Annotated in this window: 1 protein-coding gene; it reads right to left on the bottom strand. The window is 44.6% G+C overall.

What is annotated here, in order from left to right; all coding sequences use genetic code 11:
* Nucleotides 1-327: 327 nt before the first annotated feature.
* Nucleotides 328-525, bottom strand: a 198-nt coding sequence (locus FAS41_RS31130; protein WP_218939160.1) for a hypothetical protein, incomplete at its 5' end; no start/stop codon positions are given.

Raw genomic sequence — 525 nt, 5'->3', positions numbered from 1 at the left:
CTTCACTGTATTGAATGTAGAACTTTCAAGAGCGCCAATACGGACTAAGCACTCAGCTATGGATGCCAGGCGAGTTAAGGATTTTGCGGAGGGCTGCTTCACACTTAACAGGTTAGCAGCACACACAAAATGCGCACCGATAACTGTTCTAAAACCCATGAGCTATCATTACATCCTTGAACACTTCGCGATAGGTACCAGTGGGCGATTCGCATCTGTCCCCATCAATGCCGTACTCACTAGTCTGAAATCCGCTTTGGAGTTCTACATTCAATACAGTGAAGATATAGTCTCATCCTATTTGAGAATTGCCAAAGCGGCATCTAATCAGTCCTTGTCTATAGTCCAATTTTGCTCAAAGGGATCTATATCTGAATACCTATCCCCGGCCGTAATTAACTTAGGCGTTACCAAGTGGTCGACCGAAGCCACCGTCGATAAATTTGCGTCAACCAGGCGAAGTCGATCTGATTTTTTTAAAGAGTTTAGGCGGTCTCCTGGATTATGGGATTTAATACGCGTCAT

This window comes from Pseudomonas nicosulfuronedens, assembly GCF_005877905.1.
Classification (GTDB): domain Bacteria; phylum Pseudomonadota; class Gammaproteobacteria; order Pseudomonadales; family Pseudomonadaceae; genus Pseudomonas; species Pseudomonas nicosulfuronedens.
The sequence above is the reverse complement of the archived record's forward strand: the minus strand, read 5'-3'. Positions and strand labels throughout refer to the sequence as shown.